At 60.1% G+C, this 25,151-nt stretch carries 22 protein-coding genes; 11 read left to right on the top strand and 11 right to left on the bottom strand.

The window, feature by feature from the left end:
• Positions 1–226: 226 nt before the first annotated feature.
• The 3 genes from TRM7615_RS04100 to TRM7615_RS04090 all read right to left on the bottom strand — a co-directional run bounded on the left by TRM7615_RS04100 (position 227) and on the right by TRM7615_RS04090 (position 2,828).
• The gene (locus TRM7615_RS04100; protein WP_108785644.1) at positions 227–694 is read right to left on the bottom strand and encodes a DUF2269 family protein; all 468 of its coding nucleotides are present in this window, start codon (positions 692–694) and stop codon (positions 227–229) included.
• The gene (locus TRM7615_RS04095) at positions 691–1,986 is read right to left on the bottom strand and encodes an SDR family oxidoreductase (RefSeq protein WP_108785643.1); all 1,296 of its coding nucleotides are present in this window, start codon (positions 1,984–1,986) and stop codon (positions 691–693) included. Before TRM7615_RS04095 ends, TRM7615_RS04100 begins: the two co-directional genes overlap by 4 nt.
• Positions 1,987–2,075: 89 nt before the next feature.
• Complete coding sequence (locus TRM7615_RS04090; protein ID WP_108785642.1) at positions 2,076–2,828, bottom strand: SDR family NAD(P)-dependent oxidoreductase; 753 nt, start codon at positions 2,826–2,828, stop codon at positions 2,076–2,078.
• 263 nt (positions 2,829–3,091) lie between these two features.
• On the opposite strand from TRM7615_RS04090, the gene TRM7615_RS04085 reads away from it, so the two are divergent.
• From TRM7615_RS04085 to TRM7615_RS04070, 4 genes are all read left to right on the top strand, one after another.
• Positions 3,092–3,547: a methyltransferase family protein gene (locus TRM7615_RS04085; protein WP_108785641.1), complete on the top strand. Its 456-nt coding sequence runs from the start codon at positions 3,092–3,094 to the stop codon at positions 3,545–3,547.
• 130 nt (positions 3,548–3,677) lie between these two features.
• A complete protein-coding gene (locus TRM7615_RS04080) occupies positions 3,678–5,249 on the top strand; it encodes a Re/Si-specific NAD(P)(+) transhydrogenase subunit alpha (RefSeq protein ID WP_108785640.1) in 1,572 nt (523 codons plus the stop codon).
• A 13-nt stretch (positions 5,250–5,262) separates the two neighbouring features.
• Positions 5,263–6,696 carry an NAD(P)(+) transhydrogenase (Re/Si-specific) subunit beta gene (locus tag TRM7615_RS04075; RefSeq protein WP_108785639.1) on the top strand — a complete coding sequence of 478 codons (1,434 nt, stop codon included), beginning with the start codon at positions 5,263–5,265 and terminating at the stop codon, positions 6,694–6,696.
• Between the two features lie 239 nt (positions 6,697–6,935).
• Positions 6,936–8,213 carry a DUF3422 family protein gene (locus TRM7615_RS04070; protein ID WP_108785638.1) on the top strand — a complete coding sequence of 426 codons (1,278 nt, stop codon included), beginning with the start codon at positions 6,936–6,938 and terminating at the stop codon, positions 8,211–8,213.
• Here TRM7615_RS04070 and TRM7615_RS04065 read toward each other — a convergent pair.
• From TRM7615_RS04065 to TRM7615_RS04050, 4 genes are all read right to left on the bottom strand, one after another.
• Positions 8,149–9,219 carry a YeeE/YedE family protein gene (locus TRM7615_RS04065; protein ID WP_108785637.1) on the bottom strand — a complete coding sequence of 357 codons (1,071 nt, stop codon included), beginning with the start codon at positions 9,217–9,219 and terminating at the stop codon, positions 8,149–8,151. The two genes, TRM7615_RS04070 and TRM7615_RS04065, sit on opposite strands and share 65 nt — an antisense overlap.
• Positions 9,220–9,431: 212 nt before the next feature.
• The gene (locus tag TRM7615_RS04060) at positions 9,432–10,364 is read right to left on the bottom strand and encodes an ABC transporter permease (RefSeq protein WP_108785636.1); all 933 of its coding nucleotides are present in this window, start codon (positions 10,362–10,364) and stop codon (positions 9,432–9,434) included.
• On the bottom strand, positions 10,357–11,364 hold the full coding sequence (locus tag TRM7615_RS04055) for an ABC transporter permease (RefSeq protein ID WP_108785635.1): 1,008 nt from the start codon (positions 11,362–11,364) through the stop codon (positions 10,357–10,359). Before TRM7615_RS04055 ends, TRM7615_RS04060 begins: the two co-directional genes overlap by 8 nt.
• A 110-nt stretch (positions 11,365–11,474) precedes the next feature.
• A complete protein-coding gene (locus TRM7615_RS04050) occupies positions 11,475–13,181 on the bottom strand; it encodes a peptide ABC transporter substrate-binding protein (RefSeq protein ID WP_108785634.1) in 1,707 nt (568 codons plus the stop codon).
• A 283-nt stretch (positions 13,182–13,464) separates the two neighbouring features.
• Here TRM7615_RS04050 and TRM7615_RS04045 point away from each other — a divergent pair, with 283 nt between their 5' ends.
• The 6 genes from TRM7615_RS04045 to TRM7615_RS04020 are packed head-to-tail and all read left to right on the top strand — an operon-like array spanning position 13,465 to position 20,427.
• Positions 13,465–15,285, top strand: a complete 1,821-nt coding sequence (locus TRM7615_RS04045) for an ABC transporter ATP-binding protein (RefSeq protein ID WP_108785633.1) — start codon at positions 13,465–13,467, stop codon at positions 15,283–15,285.
• Between the two features lie 9 nt (positions 15,286–15,294).
• Complete coding sequence (argE, locus tag TRM7615_RS04040) at positions 15,295–16,461, top strand: acetylornithine deacetylase (protein ID WP_108785632.1); 1,167 nt, start codon at positions 15,295–15,297, stop codon at positions 16,459–16,461.
• 6 nt (positions 16,462–16,467) lie between these two features.
• The gene (locus TRM7615_RS04035) at positions 16,468–16,839 is read left to right on the top strand and encodes a nuclear transport factor 2 family protein (protein ID WP_108785631.1); all 372 of its coding nucleotides are present in this window, start codon (positions 16,468–16,470) and stop codon (positions 16,837–16,839) included.
• 26 nt (positions 16,840–16,865) lie between these two features.
• Positions 16,866–18,032: a M20 aminoacylase family protein gene (locus tag TRM7615_RS04030; RefSeq protein ID WP_108785630.1), complete on the top strand. Its 1,167-nt coding sequence runs from the start codon at positions 16,866–16,868 to the stop codon at positions 18,030–18,032.
• 39 nt (positions 18,033–18,071) lie between these two features.
• Positions 18,072–19,235, top strand: a complete 1,164-nt coding sequence (locus TRM7615_RS04025) for a M20 aminoacylase family protein (protein ID WP_108785629.1) — start codon at positions 18,072–18,074, stop codon at positions 19,233–19,235.
• A gap of 28 nt (positions 19,236–19,263) precedes the next feature.
• The gene (locus TRM7615_RS04020) at positions 19,264–20,427 is read left to right on the top strand and encodes a M20 aminoacylase family protein (RefSeq protein ID WP_108785628.1); all 1,164 of its coding nucleotides are present in this window, start codon (positions 19,264–19,266) and stop codon (positions 20,425–20,427) included.
• A 78-nt stretch (positions 20,428–20,505) separates the two neighbouring features.
• Here TRM7615_RS04020 and TRM7615_RS04015 read toward each other — a convergent pair whose 3' ends face one another.
• Genes TRM7615_RS04015 through moaA form a run of 3 tightly spaced genes read right to left on the bottom strand, consistent with a single transcriptional unit; the run spans position 20,506 to position 23,854 of the window.
• Positions 20,506–21,552 (bottom strand): glycosyltransferase family 4 protein, encoded by a 1,047-nt coding sequence (locus tag TRM7615_RS04015; protein WP_108785627.1) that lies wholly within the window; start codon positions 21,550–21,552, stop codon positions 20,506–20,508.
• Positions 21,549–22,847, bottom strand: a complete 1,299-nt coding sequence (locus TRM7615_RS04010; protein ID WP_108785626.1) for a 3-deoxy-D-manno-octulosonic acid transferase — start codon at positions 22,845–22,847, stop codon at positions 21,549–21,551. The genes TRM7615_RS04015 and TRM7615_RS04010 overlap by 4 nt, the downstream gene beginning before the upstream one ends.
• Positions 22,847–23,854, bottom strand: coding sequence for a GTP 3',8-cyclase MoaA (moaA, locus tag TRM7615_RS04005; protein ID WP_108785625.1), 1,008 nt, complete (start codon positions 23,852–23,854; stop codon positions 22,847–22,849). The genes TRM7615_RS04010 and moaA overlap by 1 nt, the downstream gene beginning before the upstream one ends.
• 91 nt (positions 23,855–23,945) lie before the next feature.
• Here moaA and TRM7615_RS04000 point away from each other — a divergent pair, with 91 nt between their 5' ends.
• Positions 23,946–24,407: a hypothetical protein gene (locus TRM7615_RS04000; protein ID WP_108785624.1), complete on the top strand. Its 462-nt coding sequence runs from the start codon at positions 23,946–23,948 to the stop codon at positions 24,405–24,407.
• Here the strand turns inward: TRM7615_RS04000 and TRM7615_RS03995 are convergent.
• Positions 24,395–25,081 carry a DNA alkylation repair protein gene (locus tag TRM7615_RS03995; RefSeq protein ID WP_108785623.1) on the bottom strand — a complete coding sequence of 229 codons (687 nt, stop codon included), beginning with the start codon at positions 25,079–25,081 and terminating at the stop codon, positions 24,395–24,397. The genes TRM7615_RS04000 and TRM7615_RS03995 overlap by 13 nt on opposite strands.
• Between the last annotated feature and the right edge of the window lie 70 nt (positions 25,082–25,151).

Here is a 25,151-nt window from a genome sequence, read left to right as displayed (position 1 = left end):
CTCAGATATATTTTAAGCTTGAAGTATCTTGCGTCGTGGGTATCGCACAACTCAGGTATCTGTCCAGCTTTTGTGTGTAGTACCTGGGAAAAAGCAAGGGGGCCCGGAGATCGATCTAAGGGGGAAACTGGAGATACTGACATGTTTTCAATATCTTGAGGGCTGGTATTCACTCTTCTGAACTGGATCGCGATTTTTTGGATACCGACTTGGTTTTGGGGCAGTTCTAGAGGGCGGGCTTGGTCAGCATTAGCCAGACAATTGCCAACACTGCGGCAAACGCCGGAAAACCGCAGGCGAACCAGATGCGATAAAGGCGGTGATACGCAGGCGGTAAATCCTGCCCACTGTCGCGTGCGTTGATTGCAAGATCGCGCATCCTGATTTGTATCCACACCACAGGAAGCCAGACGGCGCCAACAAAGACGTAAAGCAAAAGTGAGAGGGCGACCCAGCCTTCGAGCAGCGGCCAGCCGACCTCTCGGGCCAGAAGGTAGCCGGTAACCGGCTGAAAGATGGCGGCCGTCGCGGTAAAGAGCGTATCTGCCAGCACAACGACGCCCGCCACATGGGCGATCAGGTACGGGTCCTTGCTACGGTTCGACATGACCATGAAAAAGGCGATACCGGCGCCGGTGCCCAAGAGAACCATGGCGCCGATGACATGCACAAAAAGGAGCACCTCATAGGTCATCTGTCCTCCACCATCAGCCAAACCATCAACGCCAGGACGATGCCCGGGAACACTTTGATCATCGGCCCAAGAGGGTCGGACCAAAGGGCGGGGGCTAGCGCCAACCCGCCCAGCAGATAGGCCCCCGACAGAGCCATCATGCCCAAGGCGGCCCGTTTGGTCCACGGACGATAGAGGATGGCGAGGCCAAGCAGGACGTCGGCTACAGCACCCCCGATGACACTCGGGGCGATCATCCAACGGGGTGCGTTTTGATCGACCAGCACGGCCATCGTTCGCTGCAGATCAAGCAGCGCGATCACCCCGGACAACAGCCAGAACAGCGCCAAAACACCGATGGCGATGGGCAGGGCGAGGTAGGCCCGCGCATAGAGCCGCTCTTGCCGCGTCGAGGGCAGGGCGCGCAATGTGTCCTCCAGAGCCCGGCAGGGTGGCCCGCCAGCGGCGTCCCAGGCTTTCGGATCACCGCGTACCCCGTCGGACAGAACCCGCAGGGCGGTGGTTCTGAGCGGTGAGCGCCAGCCGAGAAGTCCCAGCAGGTCAGCAATCCGTCCCGTAGCAGAGAGACTGACCCCAGGCAGGCGAAGTGAAACACGTGGGGTTGGCCACCCTTGCCAGGCGCGTATCCGCGCGATCAAGTCAGGCAAGCTCTGCGCCTCGGGTTCTGTCAGATCAGCGATTGTGCCTGCCGGGATTTTGCCATTGGCGGCCAGGACAACGGCAGCGGTCACGTCGTCGATGTGCACGGTCTGGATTTGCGCATCGGGCAGGACAACTGGATGGACGAAAGGGATCGCAGCCGCCGCGCGCAACACGGCCGTGCCGCCATAGGCCTGAGGGGCCAGCAACAGGGTGGGGCGCAGGATAACGCAATTCTGTAAACTGCTCATCAGAGCCGCATCCCCGCGCGCCTTGGTGCGAAAGAAGGCGGTAGAGGATTGCTCGGTCACACCCGCGGCCGAAATCTGGATGACCCGCACGGGCAGGTCCGCTGCTGCTTGGGCCAATTGCGCTATGGCGGTGACGTGAATGGCCTCTAGATCATCGAGCAGCCCGTCCTGCAACGCCCCGGCTGCATTTACGACCACATCCACATTAACAAGTATTTCGCGCCATTCGGCGACAGAGATCGTCGAGATGTCGCGGATGATCCATTGGGCCGTGGCATCTGCAATCTCGGCGGCCTTGTGAGAGCGGCCCAATCCGACGACGTCAAAGCCGGATTGCGCCAAGGCGCGCATGCAGGCCGATCCGATCAGGCCATAACCACCCAGAACAACCGCCTTGGGCACACCTGTTCCCTTCCTCGTTCCGATATTCTTCGTTCATCAGTTGAGAGGGCAAGGTGTTGAAACTCAACAGGCCCGTTGTCGCAGTCGCGTCAGATCTTGCCGCCTGAAATTTCGATGCACTGGCCGTTCATGCTCTCCGATCCGGGGCGCACAAGCCAGAGCGCGGCGGCGGCGACTTCTTCCGGCGCGATCAGGCGTTTGTGGCGGTTGGAACTGACCATCATCTTGAGCGCGTCTTCTTTGCTCACGCCCGCGCGCTCGGAAATCGAAACGGTGTTGCGGTCCACGATTGGCGTGTCCACATAGCCGGGGCAGAGCGCGTTGAACGTATAGGGCGTGCCGATGAACTCTTCGGAATAGGTGCGGGTCAATCCCACCAGCCCGTGTTTGGATGCCGCATAGGCACCGGCCCCTGGCGCACCGCGCAGGCCCGCGATCGAGGCCACCGGGATCACGCGGCCCCAGTCGGTGTCCAGCATTGAACGCAGGCTTTCGCGGATCGTCAGGAACGCGCCGTCCAGATTGGTGGCCATGATGTTGCGCCAAAACTCCATGTCGGTCTTTTGCAGCATCTTGCCCTCGGCAATCCCCGCATTTGGAACCGAGATCTGGATCGGACCATTCTTTGCGACAGCAGCCGCGATTTTGGTGGTCACGTCGTCCTCGTCTCGAACATCCATGGCCATGGCGGTCATATTGTCGGTTGCGACCTCTTCCAGCACCTCTTGGCGGCGTCCGGTGATTGTCACATGGGCACCCTCATCGGCCAGGGCGCGTGCAATGGCCAGTCCGATCCCCGTGCCGCCGCCCGTGACCAGCGCATGTTTTCCTTGCAAACTCATATTCGCTCCTCCAGCTGTCGCCATAACCCTATCGTGGTGACCTTATGTGACAAGCTGCGCCGTTCCGTCACATGTTGGTATCGCGCCTTTCGGACTGCAATGCAGCATGGCGGAATTTGGTTCCGGCACGGCTGTCTGCGCAGGGATACCGTCCCTTTCTGTGCGTTCGCCCACGAAGGCCTGTACAAACCCTGTCGTCATGCGGTAGGGGGGGGGCTGTGAAATTTCAGCAAGGGGCGTATTTCATCAATGGAGCGTCGCAAATGACACTTCGGTCACTTGATCTGCCGCCGGTCTGGCTGCTCGGTTTTGCTGCTTTGGCATGGGTGCAGGCGCAGGTATTGCCCATGGGCATGTCACTGGAAGGGCCGCTCACCGACTTGCTGAGCGGTATTCTGATCGGTGCGGGGCTTTTGCTGATGGTGTTGGCCGTGACCGAATTGCGCAGGCATAAAACCACGCTCTGGCCACATGAAACAGCGCAATCGCTGGTGCAAACCGGCATCTTCAAACGCACGCGCAACCCGATTTATCTGGGGGACGTGCTGATCTTGGCTGGGCTGATTCTGCGGTTCGACGCGGTGTTGGCGCTACCACTTGTACCGATTTTCGTCTGGTTGCTGGAGCGACGCTTTGTCATCCCAGAAGAAAACCGGCTAAGACGGGCATTTCGCGCGGATTTTGCCCGATATCAAGGCAAAACGCGCCGTTGGGTGTAGGAGTTTTGTGACACTGGACCTAACGTTCTTTATGCTGCGCTTGCGAAATAATCTTGCGCAATTTATGGCATGGCTTTGCGAACCGAACCAAACCGCGTCCAAATTTGGGCGAAAAAGGGGGACCTGACGGGTGAAAATAGGCACACCAAAGGAAATATTTGAGGGGGAAGCGCGTGTCGCGATGACCCCGGCGTCTGCGCTGCAGTTGCAGAAACTTGGTTATGACTGCGCGATCGAAAGCGGGGCAGGTCTTGCCGCCGGTTTCTCGGATGCGACGTACGAAGAAGCAGGCGTCGAGGTCATCAAGACCGCCGCGGCCCTGTGGAAAGAGGTCGACATCATCGCCAAGGTGCGCCAACCCAACGAGACCGAGCTGAAACGCCTGAACGGCGACAAGACGCTGATCTCGTTCTTCAACCCGGCCGGGAACGAAGAGGGGATGGAGCTGGCCAAGTCCAAGGGCGCGAACGTCATCGCCATGGAAATGGTGCCGCGTATCTCTCGCGCGCAGAAGATGGACGCGCTGTCGTCGATGGCCAACATCGCGGGCTACCGTGCCGTGATCGAGGCGGGCAACAACTTTGGTCGTTTCTTCACCGGTCAGATCACCGCCGCGGGCAAAGTGCCCCCGGCCAAGGTTCTGGTTGTGGGCGCGGGCGTTGCCGGTCTGGCTGCCATCGGCACCTCGACCTCGCTGGGTGCGATCACCCTGGCATTCGACGTTCGTCCCGAAGTGGCAGAACAGGTCGAATCCATGGGTGCCGAGTTCGTCTACCTGGACTTCGAAGAAGAACAACAGGATGGCGCCGCCACAGGCGGTTACGCCTCTGTGTCTTCGCCGGAGTTCCGCGAAGCACAGTTGGCCAAATTCCGCGAACTGGCCCCTGAGGTCGACATCGTCATCACCACGGCCCTGATCCCCAACCGCGAAGCGCCCGAGCTGTGGACCGAGGATATGGTCGCGGCGATGAAGCCGGGTTCGGTCATCGTCGACCTTGCGGCTGAAAAAGGCGGCAACTGCAAGCTGACCGTCATGGACGAGAAGATCGTGACCGAAAATGGCGTGACCATCATCGGCTACACCGACTTCCCATCCCGGATGGCAGCGCAGGCCTCGACGCTTTATGCGACCAACATCCGTCACATGATGACGGACCTGACCCCTGAGAAAGACGGTCAGATCAATCACAACATGGAAGACGACGTGATCCGCGGTGCAACCGTGACCCATCAGGGTGAGATCACCTTCCCGCCGCCGCCGCCCAAAGTGGCTGCGATTGCCGCGCAGAAGAAACCCGAGGTCAAGGAACTGACCCCGGAAGAGAAGCGCGAGCAAGAGGTTGCAGAGTTCAAGGCGCAGACCAAGCAGCAGGTGACTCTGTTGGTTGTTGGCGCGGTTCTTTTGCTGGGTGTTGGTTTGGTGGCACCGGCGAGCTTCATGCAGCACTTCATCGTGTTTGTTCTGGCCGTGTTTGTGGGCTTCCAGGTGATCTGGAACGTCTCGCATTCTTTGCATACACCACTGATGGCTGTAACCAACGCCATTTCGTCGATCATCATTCTGGGTGCTGTGATGCAGATCGGATCGGGTTCGTTCCTGGTGATCCTGCTCGCTGCGATTTCGGTCTTCTTTGCCGGGATCAACATCTTTGGTGGCTTCCTCGTGACACGGCGCATGCTTGCCATGTTCCAGAAATCCTAAGGAGTAGAGGACAATGGACTTTGGATTTACGACTGCCGCCTATGTTGTTGCGGCTGTTCTCTTCATCCTGTCGCTCGGCGGTCTGTCGGGTCAGGAAAGCGCCAAGCGCGCCGTCTGGTATGGTATCGTCGGTATGGCGATTGCGGTCTTTGCGACCCTGATCGGCCCCGGTGCCGGTCTGTGGTGGCTGTCGATCATCCTGATCGCGCTTGGTGGCATGATCGGCTATCAGCTGGCGTCTAAGGTCGAAATGACCCAGATGCCGGAATTGGTGGCAGGCATGCACGCGCTTGTCGGTCTGGCGGCTGTGTTCGTGGGCTTCAACGCTCATTTCGAACTTGGCAATGTCATGGCCATGGACGAGGCGACCAAGAAAACCCTTGAAGGGTTTGCTGCTCTGCTGGCCAAGAAAGACGGCGTCGAGATCAACATCCTGCGTGTTGAAGCCGCCCTGGGCATCTGGATCGGTGCCGTGACCTTTACCGGTTCGGTCATCGCTTATGGCAAGCTTTCGGGCAAGGTGACGTCGGCGGCGACCAAACTGCCGGGCGGTCACTTGCTGAACGCCAGTGCAGCTGCGCTGTCGCTGATCTGCCTGATCTGGTACCTGAACTCGGGCGGTTTCTTCCCGCTTCTGATCCTGACCATCGCGGCGCTGTTTATCGGCTATCACCTGATCATGGGCATCGGCGGTGCCGACATGCCGGTGGTTGTGTCGATGCTGAACTCCTACTCGGGGTGGGCCGCTGCGGCCATCGGCTTCTCGCTTGGCAACGATCTGCTGATCGTCGTTGGTGCGTTGGTCGGTTCGTCGGGTGCGATCCTGTCCTACATCATGTGTAAGGCGATGAACCGTTCGTTCGTCAGCGTGATCCTGGGCGGCTTTGGCGGCACTGCTGGTCCGGCCATGGAAGTCGAAGGCGAGCAGATCGCAATCGACGCCGAGGGCGTGGCAACGGCTCTGGACGAAGCTGACAGCGTCATCATCATCCCGGGCTACGGCATGGCCGTTGCACAGGCACAGCAGAATGTGGCGGAACTGACCCGTCGTCTGCGCGCCAAGGGCAAAGAGGTACGCTTTGCGATCCATCCGGTTGCGGGCCGTCTGCCGGGGCACATGAACGTGCTCTTGGCCGAAGCCAAGGTGCCATATGACATCGTGATGGAGATGGACGAGATCAATGATGACTTCCCGGATACGGATGTGGCCATCGTCATCGGCTCGAACGACATCGTGAACCCGGCCGCTCAGGAAGACCCGAACTCGCCGATCGCCGGCATGCCGGTTCTGGAGTGCTGGAAGGCCAAGCAGGTGTTCGTGTCCAAGCGTGGTCAGGGCACGGGTTACTCGGGCATCGAAAACCCGCTCTTCTACAAAGAGAACACCCGCATGTTCTATGGCGACGCCAAGGCCTCGCTGGACACGCTGCTGACCATGATCAACTGATCTCAGGTTTGCACGTAATGCGAAAGGGCGCTCATCAGAGCGCCCTTTTTTCTTGCGGGTCACTGCCACGTGTAGGGAAGCATTCGAGAAAAATAGGGCAGGAGGGGCGTGAAAAACCGCCACCTTTCAAGGTGTTGACGGGTTTGTATGCCTTTGTATTCAGGTAAGCTATTGATTTGAAAAGATAATTGATGTCTGCAGGGGCGGCGTTATAGTGGCGCAAAGCCCGGAGACGCCCCATGCCACCCATTCAGGACCATCCCTTGCGCTATGCGCTTGCCAACGAGTTGCACGCGCGCCCGTTCCCGGTGTCCCAGGCGCCTTGCACGGTGGTGTTCCTGGCCATCAAGAAGCCGGATCAGGCAGCGGGTCGTGACCGGACCATGGACAGGGCGCACCTACTCGATCTGCTGGACCGACACGGCGCGCCACACCCGCAACCGGACGCCACCCACTACGCTGGACAGATCGGTCGGCATTGGCTGAAGTGGGAGCAGCACACCGAGTTCGTGACTTATACAGCCTTTTCGGACGGGGTGAGCGAGCGAGAGTTCAACCCCACGGATTTTGAAGTCTTCCCCGCGGATTGGTTGAAGCAGGCGCCGGGGCAACGGGTCACCTCGGCCATGGTGCGTGTTCTGGATCGCCCTGACAAGGCGCAGGTCAAGCGGCACTTGGCGGATTGGTTTGTTCCGGAAAGCCTGGCGGTGTCGCATATGTTGGATGATGCGGCCATTGCGGCGGGGGATTTTCGGATTGATCCAGCCGGGCACATGCGCTTTGCCGTCTTTGTCTCCAAGACCACCGGAAAGCGGCGGGTGGGGCGGATCGTGCAACGCCTGTGCGAGGTCGAGACCTACAAGGCGATGTCGATGTTGGGCTTTGCGCGCGTCAAATCGCTGAACGAACGGCTAGGAGAGATGGATGTCCGTCTCACGCAATTGATGGTGGAAATGACCGAGGGGGAGGCCCCGGCCGACGAGATGCTGCCGCAGCTTTTGTCGACGTCGACGCAGTTGGAAACCATGGCAGCGCGGTCGTCGTTCCGCTTTGGCGCAACGGGGGCTTACGAGGCCATCGTGAACCAGCGTATCCAATCCCTTCGTGAGGAACGCTTTGAAGGACGGCAGAGCTTTGCGGACTTCATGATGCGCCGCTACGAGCCTGCGATGCGCACCGTGAAGTCCACCGAGAACCGATTGCAGATGCTGTCGGACCGGGCGATCCGGGCAGGTGAGCTGCTGCGAACGCGGGTCGATGTGGAACGCAGCGCGCAGAACCAAGCCTTGCTGGAAAGCATGGACCGCCGGGCCGATCTGGCCCTGCGGTTACAGCATACGGTCGAGGGGTTGTCAGTGGTGGCGATCAGCTATTATGCGGTCTCTCTGGCGGCCTACCTGCTCTACCCGCTGACGGCCACGGGGTTGAGCAAGGGGATGATTACCGCGCTGGTTACTCTGCCGGTTGTTGGGTTGGTGTGGTGGATGGTGCGCCGGATCCGGAAGCGGATCGAATAGCGTGATCTGCCAATTTGCCGCCGAGTGCAATCGACAGAAGGGCAGTAATGGCGGCGACGCTTAAGGTGGGAACACCCGACAAACCAGCGCCAACAGTGCAGCCACCGGCAAGAACCCCGCCCATTCCCATGAGCGCTGCACCAGCCAGGTAGCGCCCGGTTTGGCGCGGGCTTTCGAAACTCTGCCAACGGAAGCTGCCAAACAGCAGGGCCGCGACGAAGGCGCCCGTCAGGACGCCACCCATCAAGCCCACGCCAAAGCCCGGAGAGATCGAAGTTGACGCAACGGTGTAGAACAGGCTGTCTGCGGCCGGAGAGGTGAAGGACAGGCTTTCCAGGGCGATTGGGTCAAACTCATCCAGCAGGACGTAGCCGGTGCCGACCCAACCCAAAGGAACCAATGCACCGATGAGGGCTGCCCCAAGCAAGACCAGCGGACGGTTCCCGGACCGTAGGACCGTGATCAGAGCGGCTCCGGCCAACGCTCCGGCATAGAGCCAGGCGCCACCGGGCAAGGTTGCGAGCGAGACGTTGGGACCAAGATCAAGAGTGAGCGAACCAACAGCCACCCGCAGCGGGGCCAAGACGCCCTTGAGCATGGCGTGGGCCACCACGGCAAACACCAACAGGACCAGCAGGGCGCGCAGGTTTCCGGTGCCCCCCAATACAGTCAGGCGTGAGACGCAGCCTCGGGTCAACACCATGCCAATACCAAACATCACGCCACCCAGAACGATCGCCACAACTGGGAAGTCGGACGCCATGAAACGGTGCTCGTCGAAGGTGATCAGTTCGGCAGACACAGCCCATTGTGTTCCAATCACGGCCACAGCGAGAGCCATCATCCAGACCCCTGCGGCAGAGCGGCGGTCCTCTCCTACCACGGCGCGACGAAAGCAAAATCCGGTGCGCTCGGCGAGGAAGCCAAAGATCGCGCCAAGGATCAGCGCCAATACGACGCTGGCTTGTTTTGCGGTTGTCTCTTCAAAGCCGAATGTCTCGAACATGGGGGTCTCCAGCCAGGGTGGGTTCTCAGCTCCACTAGGCGCACCACTCATCAACAATCAAGGCTATGTGAATATGTTGGTGCGTCGTGAAGGGGGACAGTTTCTTGATCCTGAATGGGGAAGGCGGAGGATGTTGCGTTTCCAAGACCCCTGGCAGAAAAACGGCCGCCCGTTGCGGGGCGGCCGTTGATTAATGTTCTTTTTTGCTGTGCTCAGCGACCGCGGATACGCGGGTCCAGAGCATCGCGTAGGCCGTCACCCAGATAGTTGACGCTCAGCACGGTCAGCGAGATCGCCAGGCCCGGCCAGATCACGCGCTCGGGGTATTGCTGCAGGTAGTCGACGCCATCAAACAGCAGGCGGCCCCAGGTTGGGAAGTCGGGCGGGAAGCCCAGGCCCAGGAACGACAAGGCACTTTCGGTGATGATCGCGGTCGCGATGCCCAAGGTGGCCGAGACCATGATCGGCGACAGTACGTTGGGCAGGATGTGCCGTGTGATCAGCTTGGAGTTGGTGGTTCCGATGGAGCGGGCCGCCAGAACGAACTCGCGTTCCTTCAGGGCCAGCACGTCACCGCGCACGATCCGGGCTGTTGGCATCCACGAGGTGATGCCAATGGCCGACACGATCAGGATGAAGATGCCTTGCTCAAGTCCGAAGGCAGCATTCAGCGGTTCGCGGAACAGCAGCATCATGACCAGCAAGAGCGGCAGCAGGGGCAGGGCCAGGAACAGGTCGGTCAGGCGCATCAGCGGGCCGTCCAACCGTTTGAAGAACCCGGCGAGAACGCCCACGAACGAGCCAAGGAACAGCGCCAGCAGCATCGCGGTGATGCCAACTGATACGGATGTCGAGCCACCGGCCATCATGCGCGCCAGCAAGTCGCGGCCCAACTGGTCGGTGCCAAAGGGGTGCGCCCAGCTGGGGCCCTGGTTGCGGGACCGGATGTCGATCTGAGTTGCATCGATGTCCCAGAAAAACGGCCCAAGGTAGACACCCGCCACGATCAGGAAGAACAAGACGCCGCCCATCATCGCGCCCTTGTGGGTCTTGAACTGATCCCACACGTCCAGCCATTGGCTGCGCGGCGGTTTCGTTGGCTCTGGTTGGTTCAGCTCAGTCTGAGTTTTGCTTAGTTCAGTCATAGCGGATCCGTGGGTCAAGGATGCCATACAGGACATCGGCGATCAGGTTGAACAGCACGATGAGCACGGCAAAAATAAATGTGAGGGTCTGTACCATGGGCAGGTCGTTGGCCTGTATGGCACCGATCAGCAACTGGCCGATGCCGTTCACCTTGAACACCTGCTCGGTAATGATGGCGCCGCCGAAGATGGCCGGGATACCCAGGGCGATCACGGTGACAACCGGGATCATCGAGTTGCGCAGGACGTGGACCATGACCACGACATATTCGCTCAGGCCCTTGGCGCGTGCGGTACGGACGTAATCCTGGTTGAGGTTGTCCAACATTGAGGCGCGCATGAACCGGCTGAGCTGCGCGGTGATCTGCAACGCCAGAACCATGACCGGCATGATCATCTGTTGCAGCTGCTTTACGAAACTGTCCCAACTGTCGACGACCAGCGTGGTGTCATAAATCGACGGGAACCACCCCAACTGAACCGAGAAGATCACGATCACCAGAACGCCCGAGAAGAAGGGCGGAACCGAGAAGCCGACCATCGATACAAACGTGCCCAACTGGTCGAACCAGCTGTACTGGCGGTAGGCAGAGTAGATGCCGATGGGCAAGGCGATGATGATGGCAACAACGTAAGCGGTACCAACAACCCACAGGGTCTGCGGGATACGCTGAACCACGATGTCCATGACGGGCGAACGAGTCTGCCAGGAAATCACGCGCAGCTTGCCTTCGGAGAAAGTGGTGCCAAGGTAATAGTCGATCAGCACCTGCGGTTCGATCCAGAAGAACTGTACGATCCATTTCCAGAACCGGATGGGCATCGGCTCACCCAGGCCAAGGGCCTCGCGCATCTTTTCTTTGACTTCGGGGGGAACCGTCAGAGGAACCTGCGCCATTGGATCTCCAGGTGCCATTTCAAGCAGCAGAAAGATCACTAGACTGATGAACAAAAGCGTCGGTACAGCCAGAACCAAACGTCGGATAGTGAAGGTCAGCATTCGTGTGCGCCTTTGTTTATGAGTCTTTTTCTTGGGTGCGACCTGAGGGTCGAGGTGCCAGAGGCCGCGCCCCGATAATCATCGGAGCGCGGCTTTGCAAGGGCTAACGCTTAGGAACCGGTCTTACGATACCAGTCTGCTGCGTTCCACAGTTCGCTGTCCCAAACGTTCAGAACAACGCCGCCAAGGGTGTTGGCGTGGGCCGACAGACGACCACGGTGAACCAGCGGGATCATGCCGCCGTTTTCAACCATGATGTCGTTCAGGCGCCGTGCGATTTCGGCACGTTTGTCTGCATCAGCTGTCTGGGTCAGTTCACCGTGCAGCTTGTCGAACTCTTCGTTGCAGAAGCGGCTGATGTTCTCACCCTGCCACTGGCTTTCCGGCTTGGGTGCTTTGTCGCACAGGCCGTTGCCCAGATAGGACTGCGGGTCGGTGCCATTGAAGGTGTTCGCATACATTTCAACGTCTGCATAGAACTTCTGGAAGGTGTCAGGCGAACCCGGATCACCACCGAAGAAGACCGATGCGTTGAGGTTACGCAGCTCGGTTTCGATACCAATCTGGCTCCACCACTCTTTGATCAGAGCCTGGAAGTCCTGACGAACGGCGTTTGTCGAAGTCTGATAGACAACTTTGAGCGGCACACCGTCTTTTTCACGTACGCCATCACCGTTGGTGTCAACGATGCCTGCATCATCCAGCAGCTTGTTGGCGCCAGCGATGTCTTGGGTGTCGCACGAGAAAGTCGATGAGTTGACAGCGGCAGGAGCCGGAACCCAGTTACAGGTGACCTGACCTGCTTTGCCATAGCCGATTTCCACCAGCAGCGGGCGGTCAATTGCCATGGACATGGCTTTGTAGACGGCAGGATCCTGCAGGAACGGGTGCGGATGCTTGGCAGTCGAACGCTCGCCTTCAGGCAGGTCGGGCGACGCGTTGGTTTGGTTCAGCATGATACGCTCGACCAGCGGGCCGAAACCTGCAACAGGCGTACCTTTGCCTCCAGCTTCCATCTGCGCGATCACTTCGGGTGCCAGCTGCAGGTTCCAGGCATAGTCAAACTCGCCCGTTTCCATAACCGCGCGACCAGCCGCAGTTGCATCGCCGCCACCTTTGAAGGTCAAAGTGGCAAATGCGGGCTTGGCCGGATCACGATAGTTCTCGTTCGCCGCCATGGTGATCACGTCGTTCGGTTTGAACTCGGTTACAACAAACGGGCCAGTTCCGATCGGGCCAAAGTTTTCCGTCGTGCATTCTGGCGCTTTTGCACCCATGCAGTTTTCAAACTGAGCCTTTTGGATGATGGGGCTTTCACCACCAACAAAGGGGCCATACGGGAAAGGGGTCGGTTTGTCGAAAGTGACGACAACGGTCATGTCATCAGGCGTTTCGACTGACGTAACACCATCGAATTTGGTTAGCTGGGCGCAGCCGCCTTCGGGATGCATGCAGTAGTCTGCTGTGAATTTGACGTCTGCCGACGTAAAGGGCGTTCCGTCCGACCAGGTGATGCCGGGGGCGATCTTCCATGTGATCTGGGTCAGGTCTTCGCTGACACCGCCGTTGCTGACTGTCGGAATATCGGACGCCAGAAATGGCACCATAACGCCGTCCTGATTGTAGCGTGCCAGAGGTTCAATAACCAGCGAGGCCGATTCTACGTCCTTCGTACCGCCGGAAAGGAACGGATTCAGGATGGAAGGCGCCTGCCAGTAAATGATGCTGACGTTGCCGTCCGAACCACGCTCGGCCATGGCCATCGGGGCCATTGCCGTGCTTGCGATCGCACCAAGTAAAAGGGCTTTGACTTTCATTATACACTCCATGTTGGACACATTCGTGCCTCGATTATCTCCGCGATGCCCGCGGATTCAGCGTGTGCCGCTCTTTTGTTAAGGGGTTGGAACTAAACGGGAAACGAGTTCACGTTACGTCAGTGCCATTCTCCCCCCGAGAACGGTTACGAGGCGTATCGAAACAGAGTTTCAAAAAATTGCAAGCCTTCGTGGCGGGAAAATCTATGCGTTTGACTTTCCCCCTCGCAGGGTCTTAGCGTTTGGCTCTCAATTCCAAAGGCGACCAAAGGGGAGCGCGCGCGTGCTGGATCAGCCTATTGCACAGATCAAAGGTCTTCGGGTCGAATTTCAGACCAAAGACGGTCCGGTTGTCGGTGTCGAGGATGTCTCGTTCGAAGTAAAACCGGGCGAAACCGTTTGTATCGTTGGCGAATCCGGGTCCGGAAAATCGGTCTCTTCCCTCTCGCTGATGCGTCTGGTCGAGTTTGGCGGCGGCGAGATCGCGGGTGGAAAACTGCTGTTTGATCGGCGCGATGGCGGTGAGATGGACCTTGCCGATGCCGATCAGGAGTTGATGAAACAGATTCGCGGCAACGAGATTGGAATGATCTTTCAGGAGCCGATGACCGCCCTGAACCCGGTCTTTACCGTAGGTCGTCAGCTGACCGAGGGGCTGCGCGTTCACAAGGGGATGACGCAAAAAGAGGCCGAGGCGCGCGCGCTTGAGTTGCTGCGCCAGGTGCGAATCCCCGAGCCCGAGCGCCGCCTCAAACAATACCCGCACGAGTTGTCCGGTGGTATGCGCCAGCGTGTGGTTATTGCCATGGCGATGGCGTGTGAGCCGCGCCTGCTGATCGCTGACGAACCCACAACCGCGCTGGATGTGACCATTCAGGCCGAAATTCTGGCGCTGATGGATCGCTTGAAGCGCGAAACCGGTACGGCGGTGATGTTCATCACTCACGACATGGCCGTTGTGGCGCAGATGGCAGACAGGGTTGTCGTCATGTTCCGCGGCAACAAGGTCGAAGAGGGCACGGTTCAGGAAATTTTCGAGAACCCGCAGCACGACTACACCAAGGCGCTGCTGGCGGCGGTTCCCAAATTGGGAGAGATGCGCGGCACCAAGGAACCCAGCCCCATGAAGCTGATGGGGGTAGAGGGTCAGAACCTTGATCCCATTCCCGGCACCAACGACGTGCTGCTTCGGGTCAAGGGCCTGACCACACGGTTCCCGGTCAAGGGCGGTTTTTTCCGTCGCACCATTTCCAACGTGCACGCGGTCGAGGATGTGTCGTTTACCATCAACCGGGGCCAGACCCTGAGCCTGGTGGGCGAATCGGGGTGCGGTAAATCATCTGCAGGCCGCTCTATTCTGCGTTTGGTCGAACCCATGGCGGGCGAGATCGACCTGGATGGCGTCGATATCATGAAGCTGGACCAGGGCGGCCTGCGCAAGGCGCGTCTGGATATGCAGATGATTTTCCAAGACCCGTTTGCCTCGCTCAACCCGCAGATGCAGCTGCTCGAGCAGGTGGCCGAGCCGATGCGCAACTATGGCGTTGCCAGCGGGTCTGAGCTGACGGATCGGGTGGCGAACCTGTTCGACCGTGTACAACTACCGCGCAGCTTCATGCGCCGCTATCCGCACGAGATGTCCGGCGGTCAGCGTCAGCGAATCGCAATTGCCCGTGCCTTGGCCCTGAACCCAAAGCTGATCATCGCGGACGAGGCGGTCTCGGCGCTTGACGTGTCGGTGCAGGCGCAGGTGCTGAACCTGATGATGGAGTTGCAGGCCGAATTGGGGCTGAGCTATCTGTTCATTTCTCACGACATGGCCGTGGTCGAGCGCGTCAGCCATCAGGTCGGCGTGATGTATCTGGGCCGGATTGTCGAGCTGGGACCGCGCAACCGCGTGTTCGAAAACCCGCAGCACCCCTATACACAGGCGCTGATGAAGGCCGTTCCGATCGCCGATCCGAACAAGCGCAAGTCCGAGAAGGACCTGAACTTCAAACCGATCCCGTCGCCTATCCACGGGTTGGATTACACCCCCGAACCTTCGAAATACAACGAGGTCGAGCCGGGGCATTATGTTCTGACCACCGACAGCGGGTACTAAGGGGACATCATGGCCGAGCGATTATCGCCGCTGGAGATCATGACCAAGCTGATCTCATTTCCGACGATCAGCCGGGACACCAACCTGCCATTGATCGACTGGGTCGAGGGGTATCTGGACGAGCACGGCATCGAAAGCCACCGATGGCCCGACCCGGAACAACCCCACAAGGCGGCCTTGTTTGCCCACGTCGGCCCCTGGGAAGAAGGGGCCGTCGTTCTGTCGGGGCACACGGATGTGGTGCCGGTCGATGGGCAGCCTTGGGACAGTGACCCGTTCACCGTTGTTGAGCGCGACGGCAAATACTTCGGGCGCGGCACCTGTGACATGAAAGGCTTTGACGCGCTCGCCATTTGGGCGCTGGTCGAGGCCAAGTACCGCGACCCTAAGCGCCCGTTGCAATTGGCACTCAGCTTTGACGAGGAAGTCGGCTGCACCGGCGCGCCGCCGATGATCAAAGCGATGCAGCCGGTGTTGCCCAAAGGATCAGCCGTCATCGTTGGCGAGCCATCGATGATGAAGGCTGTAACCGGCCACAAGGGCGGGCAGGGGTTTTGGGTCGATGTCTGGGGGTTCGAGGTCCACAGTTCGATCATGCACACCGGCGTCAACGCCATCATGGAAGCGGCCAAGATCATCGCGTGGTCGAATGAGGTGAACGAAGCCGAACGGTCCAAGGAACCCACCCCCGTCGCGGCGATGTTCGAACCGCCCTGGACGACGTTGCACACCGGCGTCATCGAAGGGGGCACAGCTGCCAATATCACGGCGAAACACTGCCAATTCGATATTGGCTACCGGGCCGTGCCAGACGCCGACAAGGACGCCTTGACCGCGATGGTCAGGGACAAGATCCGCGAAGTCGAAGAGGGGATGCAAGCCATTCATCCCGAGGCGCGGATCGAGGTGCATCAGCGCTTTGGTGTGCCGGGCCTGAAACCCGAAGAGAATGGCGAGGCCGAGGGATTGGTGCGCAAGATCACCGGTGATAATGCCAGCCATGTTGTCAGCTACGGCACCGAGGCCGGACAGTTTCAAGAGGCGGGCTATTCCGCCGTGGTCTGCGGGCCGGGCGACATCGCCCAAGCCCACCAGCCGAACGAGTTTATTAAGGTGGAGCAGTTCAACGCTGGCCATGCGTTCATGGAACGCCTGCTGGACCGATTATCGGAGTAACGCCACATGACGCGCACTGAGCGGATCGAAGCTTATTTTGAGGCCCTGACCGCCGGAGATATCCCGGCAATCCTGGCGCTTTTCACACCCGAGGCAGAGATCCACTCGCCGTTCTTGGGTGTGCTCAATGTCTCGGATTTCTATGCCCGTCTCGACAGCGCCTCGGCCAACAGCGAGTTGACGGTGCTGGACCTGCTGATGGGCAGGGACAGCGGCGCGGCAAGGTTCCGATATGACTGGACGCTGAAATCGGGCGACAACATCGTGTTCGAGGGCGTGGATCATTTCACCTTTGGACCCGACGACCGCTTTACCGCGATGCGCATCTACTATGACACGCACCCCGTCCGCGAGGATGTGGGCGACAAATACGCCTGAGGCGTAGCAGTGAGGGGAGAAGAGAAATGCCAATCAAGAACCGCCTGGCGGAAATGCATGACGAAATCACCGGCTGGCGTCGGCACCTGCATGCGCATCCCGAATTGCTCTTTGACGTCGAAGAGACCGCAGCATTTGTCGGCGAGCGGCTGAAAGAGATTGGTGTTGATACGATCACCCCTGGCATCGGGCGCACTGGTATCGTTGCCACCATCAAGGGTCGGACCGACACCAAGGGCCGCGTGATTGGCCTGCGTGCCGACATGGACGCGCTGCCGATCCACGAGGCAACGGGGCTGGACTATGCCTCGACTGTTGAGGGCAAGATGCACGCTTGCGGGCACGACGGACATACGTCGATGCTGCTAGGGGCTGCGAAATACCTGGCCGAGACGCGGAATTTTGACGGCACCGCCGTGCTGATTTTCCAACCGGCCGAAGAGGGCGGCGCCGGTGGTCTTGAGATGTGCCAGGACGGCATGATGGACCGGTGGGGCATTCAAGAGGTCTATGGCATGCACAATATGCCGGGCATGCCGGTTGGGGAATTTGCGATCCGCCCCGGCGCCCTGCTGGCTTCGTCTGACGAGTTCGAAATCACGGTGACTGGCAAGGGCGGCCATGCCGCGGCGCCTCATGATTCGGTCGACACCACTCTGGTTGCATCGCAGATTGTTGTGACATTGCAATCGGTTGTGGCGCGCACAGTTGATCCGATCAAACGCGTGGTCCTGACCGTGGGCACCTTTGAAACCGACAGTGTCGCCTCGAACGTGATCGCCCATACCGCGCGCCTTCGGGGCACCGTTCGCACACTTGATCCCGAATACCGCGCCATCGCCGAAGAGCGCGTGCGCCGGATCGCCGAAGACACGGCTTCAGCCTTTGGCGCCAAGGCCGAGATGACCTGGACGCCGGGCTATCCCGCGACGGTCAACACGCCGGATGAGACCGCGTTCGCGGCTGAGGCCGCCAAGGCGGTGTCGGGGGCGATCAACGACGCCACCGATCCGATCATGCCGAGTGAAGACTTCGCTTACATGCTGGAAGAGCGTCCGGGCGCCTACATCTTTATCGGTAACGGGGACACGGCCATGTGCCATCACCCGGAATACAATTTTGACGACGAGGCGATCCCGGCTGGTTGCAGCTGGTATGCCGAGGTCATCGAACGACGAATGCCTGCCGCCTAAGCGCGGTGAATCCCACGGTATGACAAAGGGGAGAGTGACATGCCGATCAAGAACCGCCTGGCCGAAATGCACGCCGAGATTACGGCGTGGCGGCGAGACATCCACGAGAACCCCGAGATCCTGTACGACACCCACCGCACCAGCGCTTTGGTCGCCGAGCGGCTGAAAGAGTTCGGCTGCGATGAGATCGTGACTGGCATCGGGCGTACCGGAGTTGTCGGCGTCATCAAGGGCAAGACTGACACCAAGGGCGCGGTGATCGGCCTGCGGGCAGACATGGACGCGCTGCCGATGCAGGAACAGACCGGGCTGGAGTATGCCTCGAAAACCGATGGCGCGATGCATGCCTGCGGTCATGACGGGCATACGGCCATGGTGCTGGGGGCGGCGAAATACCTGGCCGAGACCCGCAATTTCGATGGCATCGCCGTGGTCATCTTTCAGCCCGCCGAAGAGGGCGGTAACGGGGCCGAGGCGATGGTCAAGGACGGGATGATGGACCGTTTTGGCATTCAAGAGGTTTACGGCATGCACAACGTGCCGGGCCTGCCGACCGGTCAGTTTGCGATCCGGTCCGGCCCGATGCTGGCGGCTGCCGACACGTTCGACATCGCGCTTGAGGGGCACGGGGGCCATGCGGCCAAACCGCAGGAGACGATTGATACAACCGTGATGGCCTCGCAACTCATCGTGGCGTTGCAGACCATCGTGTCACGCAATACAGATCCGGTGCTGCAGGCCGTGGTTTCCGTCACTTCCGTGGAAACTTCATCGAACGCCTTCAACGTCATCCCGCAAAGCGCGCGGATCAAAGGCACCGTACGGACCCATTCAAACGACATGCGCGCTCTGATCGAACAGCGCGTGCATGAAGTTACCCAAGGGATCGCAGCGACCTTTGGCGGCTCGGCTGAGGTGACCTATGAACATGGTGTGCCCGTCACCAGCAACGCCGAGGAAAACACTGAATTTGCGGCCGAGGCTGCACGCATCGTGGGTGGCTCCTGCGGCGAGGCACCAATGGTCATGGGCGGCGAGGACTTTTCGTTCATGTTGGAGGCCCGCCCTGGCGCCTTCATCATCCTGGGCAATGGCGACAGCGCCGGGCTGCACCACCCCGAATACAACTTCAACGACGAGATCATCCCAATCGGCTGCAGCTGGTTTGCCGAGATGGTCGAGCGGCGCATGCCCGCCGCGTAAATGAGATAAACCAAGAGAGAGAAGAGACATGCCAGTCAAGAACCGCTTTGCGGAATTGCAAAATGAAATCACCGAATGGCGACGAGACATTCACGAAAACCCCGAAATTCTGTTCGAAACGCACCGCACCAGCGCGATGGTTGCGGAAAAATTGCAAGAGTTTGGCTGTGATGAGATTGTCACCGGCATCGGTCGCACCGGCGTTGTGGGCGTGATCAAGGGCAAGTCCGACACTGCCGGAAAGGTCATCGGCCTGCGCGCCGACATGGACGCGCTGCCGATCCACGAGGCGACCGGGTTGGAGTATGCTTCAAAGACCGATGGTGCGATGCATGCCTGTGGTCACGATGGTCACACCGCGATGTTGCTGGGGGCGGCCAAGTACCTGTCCGAGACGCGCAATTTTGACGGCACCGTCGTGGTGATCTTCCAGCCCGCCGAAGAAGGCGGCGGCGGCGGCAAAGAGATGTGCGACGACGGCATGATGGAGCGTTGGAACATCCAGGAAGTGTATGGCATGCACAACTGGCCGGGCCGTCCGGTTGGCTCCTTTGCGATCCGCCCCGGTGCGTTTTTTGCGGCAACGGATACGTTCGACATCACGCTTGAAGGACGCGGCGGTCACGCGGCAAAACCGCATGATACCGTCGACACCACCGTGATGGCCGCGCAGACCGTGCTGGCGCTGCAGACGATTGCGTCGCGCAACGCGGATCCAGTGGATCAGATCGTGGTGTCCGTCACCTCGTTCGAAACTTCGTCCAAGGCATTCAACGTGATCCCGCAGACGGTACAGATCAAAGGCACCGTGCGCACCATGTCGACAGAGATGCGCGATCTGGCCGAAACCCGGATCAAGGCGATCTGCAACGGCATCGCTGCCACCTTTGGCGGCACCGCCGACATAAACTACATGCGCGGCTATCCAGTTATGGTGAACACCGAAGAGCAGACCGAGTTTGCGGCCAAGGTGGCGGCGTCTGTGTCAGGCGCATGTGATGACGCACCGCTGGTGATGGGGGGCGAAGACTTTGCCTTCATGCTCGAAGAACGCCCCGGTGCCTACATTCTGGTTGGCAATGGCGACACGGCAATGGTGCACCATCCCGAGTACAACTTTAATGATGACGCGATCCCGGCTGGCTGCAGCTGGTGGGCTGAGATCGTCGAGCAGCGGATGCCTGCTGCCTGATAGAAAGTTGGGAAGGGGGCTCTTGCCCCCGACCCCTGCGGGGCTTTTCCCGAAGTATTTCGGAAAGATGAAGACGGGTCAGCGGCTTGACCAGAGCCCTTCATACACAGCGCCTATGCCTGCGGCCTCGCGTGCGGCGCTGAAGCTGTGTTCCGCGACCTCGCGCGCCGCGCGGGACATGGCGGCATGTTTCTCTGTGTCCGACAGGATCGCTCTGGCGGCTTTAGCAGCCTCTGCGGCGGCCTCTAGCGGCACGATGGCTCCAGTGCGCCCTTGGGCCGAGAAGGCCTGGTAATAGCCAGCTTCGCTGCCCACAAACGGCACGCCGCTGGCCATCCCTTCGAGCGGGGCCATGCCATACCCCTCATAGCGGGGCAGTTGCATCACCAGCGACAGGCCTTGCATTAGCGCGGGCAACTCGGCGGCGGGCACTTCGCCGGGAAAGAGGAAGCGGTCGTTCAGACCTGCGGCGGCGATCTGGTCCTGAAGCTTTTGCTGAAACGCATCATGTTTGCCACCTGCGCGCCCGATGACCAAGGCGGTTGCCCCTGGCATATCTGGCAGCAAGCGCAGCATCGCTTCGACAAACAGATCGGTGCCTTTTTCAGGTCGGATGCGCCCGATGGTGGCGATGCCTATCTTGCCGCCGTATCCGGTCGCGGCCCAGGCTGCGGCGCGCTCACCCGCAGGGGTGAAAAGGTCCGTATCGACGCCATGCGGAACTACGGCGCGTACATGTGGAACAAACTCGGCCGCGCGCTCGGTTGTGGCCACCACCGCGTCCATGCGGCTGATCAACCAGCGGGGATAGGCCGAATGCAGGCGCTGCGCGGCCGAGGTGAAGACAATGCGAATGGGCAGTTGCAGCACATCACGCGCCCAGATGGCAACGCGCATTTCCGGGTTGCGGCGCACATGCCAGATCGCAAACGGGCGCCCCTTGGGTGCATGGCGGCTCAACCGTTTGGCATCGCTGGTCGTGATGGGGGCAGGACAGCCGGGCAGGGAGTGGCCAACCAAGCGTAGGTCGTGGTGTTTGATTTGCTGACGGACGACATTGGCCGCCGTAGCCGACACCCCGGTGAAGTTCTTGTTGAAGTTGGTGACAAAAAGCTCGGGCGTCATTCCAGCTCCAACGCCTTTATCAGGGTTTCCACGACATCGTCCAAAGCGTTGGCTTGATCCTGGACGCAGGTGCGGGCGGCGGCGCAGGCCGCTTCCAGTGCCTGCGGGTTGGTAAGCCAATGTGAGACGGCGGCAGCCAGGCTGGCGGCATCGGTGATCTGCGCCGCGCCGCCTTGGGCGATCAGCGGCTCAAAGGTTTCGCGGAAATTGTAGTATCCTGGTCCGGTGATGACGGCGGCTCCGGCCTGTGCTGGTTCGAACGGATTGTGGCCGCCGATTTCGAGCAGCGAGCCACCCATGAACACCAGCGGGCAGAGCGCATACCAGGTGCCGGTCTCGCCCAGTGTATCCGCCATATAGACTTGCGTATCCGGGGCCAACGATTGTCCGGCCGCGCGTTGTGCGCACGTCAGCCCCGCTTGCCCGACCAGGCGCTTGATCTCTTCCCCGCGATCCGGATGGCGGGGGATGAGTAGCAGCAGAAGATCCGGATCGCTCTTGAGCAGCTCCTTGTGTGCAGCCAGCACCGTTTCCTCTTCACCCGCATGGGTCGAACTGGCGATCCAGACCGGACGGTCGCCGATCTCAGCCCGAATGCGCGCCAAGGCCAGTTCGTCCACCGGCAGCGGTGCCGAGGTCGCCTTGAGGTTGGTGCCCGGCTTCACACGGACCGGATCGGCGCCCATGTCCCGCAGGTTCCGCGCGGTTTGTTCGTTCTGTGTCAGCATCAGGCGGAACTGATCCAGCAGGAAGCGCGCGGTCTTGGGGCGTTTCTTCCAGCCTTCGACCGACTTTTGCGACAACCGTGCGTTCAGCAGGGCCAATCGGGTGCCGCGTTCGCGTCCCTTGACCAGCATCTGCGGCCAAATCTCGCTTTCGACAAAAATCCCGGCGTCGGGTCGCCAATGGTTGTAGAACCGTCCCACAGGACCATGCACATCCAACGGTGCAAACTGGTGCCGTGCGCGCGGGGGCAGGCGTTTGGCGATCAGTTCGGCCGAGGTGGGCGTGCCCGAGGTGATCAGAAACTCGGTCCCGGGCAGGCGCTCGCCCATGCGGGTGATCAGGGTCAGGACCGACAGGCTTTCACCCACGCTTGCACCATGAAACCACACCAGTTGTCCGGGTGGGCGGGGCAGGCTGGCCACGCCCAGACGTTCCTGTTGGCGCTCGGTTGGCACCCCGGCCTTGCGCAACTTGCGCGCAACAGAGGCCCAGGCAAATGGAGCAATCGCCGCTGTCACACCCCGATACAGGTGATAAAGCGGTGTCGGTTTCCCGGCTGGGGCAGACATCAACCGCCTGTGTGGCTCATGTGGCGGCTCATCTGGCCGTCGGCGCGTTGGCGGGAGTAATCGAAATCGTGGCCCTTGGGCTTGTGCGAGATCGCATCGCGGATCGCGGCCTCAAGTGCTGCGGGGTCATCGGGATGCGCTCTGAGCGGCGCGCGGAGATCGGCCATGTCTTCTTGGCCCAGGCACATGTACAGCTCGCCGGTGCAGGTCAGGCGCACGCGGTTGCAGCTTTCACAGAAGTTGTGGCTGAGCGGGGTGATGAAGCCGATTTTCTGCCCGGTCTCTTCCAGCCGCACATAGCGTGCCGGACCACCCGTACGCTCGGCCAGGTCGGTGACTGTGTAATGCTGGGCATATTCCGCCCGCACATCCTTGAGCGACCAATATTGATCCAACCGGTCCTCGTTGCCCAGATCACCCATCGGCATGACCTCGATCCAGGTCAGGTCCATGTCGCGTTCGGCGCACCATTCGGTGATCGCGGGCAGTTCGGGTTCGTTGAAGCCCTTGAGCGCCACTGCGTTGATCTTGACCCGCAGGCCGGCCTTTTGCGCTGCATCGATGCCGCGCAGCACTTGCGGCAGGCGGCCCCAGCGGGTGACATTGGCAAACTTCTTCTCGTCCAGCGTATCGAGCGAGATGTTCACCCGCCGCACGCCAGCGGCATAGAGCTGATCGGCAAAGCGTTCCAGCTGCGAACCGTTGGTGGTCAGCGTCAGTTCTTTGAGCGCGCCGCTGTCCAGATGCCGGGTCATCGACTGGAAGAAGGTCATGATATCTCGCCGCACCAGCGGCTCTCCGCCCGTGATCCGCAGCTTTTCAACGCCCAAGCCCACAAAGGTCGAGCACATGCGGTCCAGCTCTTCGAGCGTCAGCAGCTCTTTCTTTGGCAAAAAGGTCATGTTTTCCGACATGCAATACACACAGCGGAAATCGCAGCGGTCCGTAACGGAAACACGCAGGTAGGTGATGGCGCGGGCGAATGGATCGATCAGCGGTGCGGTCATGTGAGCATAGGTAAAGCGTGGCCCACACCCCGGCAAGGGCAATGTGAGAATTGGGGTGGTGCGCGACGTGGTGCGCGACTAGGGTCAGGGCATGAAATATGCGTTGTTGATTGCCGTTGTCGCGGTCGCGGGATGCGACCAGGTGCGTTCCACCACGGATCGGGTTGGGGGGTGGTTCAGTTCTGACCCGGAACCTGTTGAAACTGTTGCAGAAGAAGAGGCTGTAGCTGAAGCTTCTGAGGCTGTTGAAACAGAGACATCCGAGCCAGCCCAGACCTCTGAAGCGCAGCAATTGGAAACCTGGGAAGGTGCCAAACAGACAGTCGCGGGATTGGGTGATCCGACCAAGGGTGGGATCTGGATGGAAACGCCCTTGGTCCGGATCGAGCGAACAGGTCGTGTCGTTGTGCGCAAAACAGGTGCATCCGCAACGGTGACCTTGATCCCGATTCCCGGTGATCCGGGCGCGGGCAGCCATCTGTCGCTTGAGGCGATGCGCAAACTGCTTGCTCCGTTGGAGCAGCTGGTCGAACTGGACGTTTACTCCAGCTGAGCTTTCAGGAACCGGCCTGCTTCTTTGCGGGCAAAGGGTTTCATGTCATCGCCATGGGTGGCCAGAAACGCGCGGGTGCGCTCGACATCGTGTTTGGACAGCTCGCGCAGCCACCAGGCGATGGCCTTTTGGATGAACCAATCGCGGTCCGGAACATAGCCCGCGGCCCATCCAAGGATGCGGTCACGGCGGAGCAGGTCGTCGGGCTTGGGGTGGTTCTGTTTGGTCCAGGGCAGGGTCGCGACCAAGGCGGCGCGCCGGGTCCACATGTGATCTGATCGGGTCCATTCCTCGACCTGATCCAGGCGTTGGGGATCGGCGGTCAGCCGCTTCTGCGCCGCCATACAGGCGTGATCGGCAATCGCCCAGCTGTCAAAATCCGGCAACCAACTTTGCAGCAACTCCCACGCGGCCTCATCAGGACGGATGCGCGCCTGGGTCAGCAGTTTCGAGGCGGCAAGCCGCGCCTCATAGATATTGGTCTGCCACAGCTCAGTCGCCAGATGAACACGCTCCTCAACGGTGAGGTTCTGGCGCCAAGTCTTTGTCAGATCGTTCAAAATCGGGTTTGCTACCCCCAGATATTCGCGCTCTATCTTGTGATAAGACGCCATGCCGGGCGCGCGCGCGGCGTCGGCATGCGATTTGATTTCATCCAGATAAGCAGCAAGCATGTTCAGATCCTTATTTTGATCTGCAGCATATGGACCACTTTTCCGGGATCAAGAGGGCTGTTATGCATCC

It is taken from the genome of Falsiruegeria mediterranea M17 (genome assembly GCF_900302455.1).
GTDB classification, from domain to species: Bacteria; Pseudomonadota; Alphaproteobacteria; order Rhodobacterales; family Rhodobacteraceae; genus Falsiruegeria; species Falsiruegeria mediterranea.
Note: the sequence above shows the minus strand (reverse complement) of the source record. Positions and strands in the feature narration are given on the sequence as shown.